We start from the raw sequence: 2,279 nt of genomic DNA on the forward strand, positions 1-2,279 counted from the left end.
TACGTCGTAGGATGAACGCTTACGTGGCAGAAGGCGTTAGGCAAGCGGGCGCCAATGTTGCTATCAAGCGAGTGCCGGAGTTGGTGCCTGAAAGTATCGCCAGTCGCTCAGGCTACAAGCTTGATCAGCGAGCGCCGGTTGCTGAAGTCGCAGAACTTGCGGATTTCGATGCCATCATCATTGGTACTCCGACTCGCTTTGGCAACATGGCGAGTCAGATAAAGAATTTTCTCGACCAGGCAGGGGGGCTGTGGTTTGAGGATTGTCTAGTGGGCAAAGTCGGTAGTGTCTTTACTTCAACAGGCAGCCAGCATGGCGGTCAGGAATCGACGATTCTTGCTACGCAGGTGGTGTTGATGCATCTGGGTATGGTGATTGTCGGCTTGCCTTATACCTTCAAGGGGCAAATGCGTATGGACGAGATTACCGGCTGCTCACCCTATGGTGCCTCTACGCTGGCTGAAGACGATAAGCAAGGTAGTCGCCAACCAAGCGCCAATGAACTTGACGGAGCACGCTTTCAAGGCAGACACGTTGCAGAAATCGCCACTGCTCTGGTAAACGGCCGGGAGCAAAGAACGCAGGTCGCCTCCTGATGAGCGGTGCTCACTCATCGCCAACGGCTGCGGCCTGGCCCATAGTCGCACTGATCATCGGGGCGGGCGTCATTGCAGCCTGCCAGGTTGGTAAGGCATCGATGGCTCTCAAGGCCGTGCAAGAGGAATTGCAGTTGGGACTCGGTACGGCTGCTTGGTTGATGTCTGCGTTCGCCGTCATCGGTGCCGTCGCTGGAGCACCTATCGGTTTAGCCGTTGATCGCATTGGCGCAAGGCGAATGGCTCTCTGTAGCTTAGTGGTGATGGGGGTAGGCTCTGCGCTAGGAGCGTTTTCAAGCGATGCTAAAATGCTTCTTGCAACACGCGTTTTTGAAGGCCTGGGTTTTCTCGGGCTCACTGTCGCTGCCCCTACACTGATTGCCGCAGCAGCGCCAGCCAGTATTCGCGGTAGAGCGATGGCGCTTTGGGCAGTTTTTATGCCGGTCGGAATGACCGTGGTCTTTCTATCAGCGCCACTGATGAACTGGCTTACATGGCGTGGTTTTTGGCTGTTTAACGCTGGAATCTTAATTGGCTATGCCGCACTTTTGGGGTGGGTAGTGTCAGCGTCGGAGAGTTTTAGAGTGAATCATAACTCGATACTTGGCGATATAAGGGAAGCCATTACTGCCCCCGGGCCTTGGGTGCTTGGGGGGTTATTCGTCATCTTCTCTTGCATCTTCTTCGCTCTTTTTAGTTTTCTGCCGACGTTGCTAGCAGAGCGCCTTGGGGTCAGTGATGAGAGTGCGAGTTTGCTAAGTGCCGCTGCCATCGCGTTAAGTGGTGTTGGTAATGTCGTCGGTGGGCAACTTTTGACTCGCGGGGTGCAGTCCATCTATCTCCTGGCTGCAGGCTTTAGCGCTATGGTGTTCGGTGGTATCGGCGTATTCAGCGCGCCCACACCAGAGTGGGGGATATACGCTTTGTGTGTAGTTTTTGCCTTTTCTAGCGGGTTTGTGCCGGTGGTGATCTTTAAAAGTGCCCCGGATTACGCGCCTCATAGCTCACTGGTTGGCGCCACACTTGGCTTTGCCATGCAAGGTAGCAATATCGGGCTATTGATTGGTCCAGTGGTTGCAGGAGGATTGGCCAGCGCTTTTAGTTGGTCAGCGGTATCGTTGCTGATTAGCGTAAGTGGATTTTTAGCAGTACTTTTACTCATCGCATTTCAAAAGCTACGCGTGCAGCCCGGAAGGAGGGCACTCCAGCTTTAACGAGAAGTTTAGCCGTATGTTAGGAGTGACTCCTGCCCAGTATGTTGCGCGGGTAACGGTGTATCAGGCTCGTCAGTGGCTAGTACACGACATTAGCAGTCGAAGTAAACCACCATCTTGAGATGACGGTGCTCATCAACGATGAGCGTCTCATGGGTATAGGTATGATGCTCGCCCTCTGTATCAAGGAGGCTGCTGATTCCTCGGTTGTAACCTTCCATGCTTGACGCTTCCCACCAGTGCCGGAAGTCTGGCGATAACTGGCAAAGCTCTTCAATTTGCGTTTGCATGACTGGGTCTTCAGGGGCGACAGCTAAGTCACAACGAAACTGTGCCAGCATATTCGACGCATCCTGTTGCCAGTCAGGGAGTCGTCGGCGTAGGTCGGGAGCCGTAAATACCATCCTTAATAGATTGCGCTCAGACGCTTCTCGGCTGCTGAACTGAAGTAGTTCATCAGCCTGCGTAT

General features: G+C 53.7%; 3 protein-coding genes. 2 read left to right on the forward strand and 1 reads right to left on the reverse strand.

Annotated elements, in window-relative coordinates:
* Positions 1 to 596, forward strand: a 596-nt coding sequence (wrbA, locus tag INT22_RS11465; RefSeq protein ID WP_193068252.1) for an NAD(P)H:quinone oxidoreductase, incomplete at its 5' end; no start/stop codon positions are given.
* Positions 596 to 1,810 carry an MFS transporter gene (locus tag INT22_RS11470; RefSeq protein WP_193059457.1) on the forward strand — a complete coding sequence of 405 codons (1,215 nt, stop codon included), beginning with the start codon at positions 596 to 598 and terminating at the stop codon, positions 1,808 to 1,810. The genes wrbA and INT22_RS11470, both read left to right, overlap by 1 nt.
* A 92-nt stretch (positions 1,811 to 1,902) precedes the next feature.
* Here INT22_RS11470 and INT22_RS20855 read toward each other — a convergent pair.
* Positions 1,903 to 2,279: MmyB family transcriptional regulator (locus INT22_RS20855; protein ID WP_446718946.1), on the reverse strand; the 377-nt coding region annotated here is incomplete at its 5' end.

The organism is Halomonas sp. 3D7M (assembly GCF_014897885.1).
GTDB lineage: Bacteria > Pseudomonadota > Gammaproteobacteria > Pseudomonadales > Halomonadaceae > Vreelandella.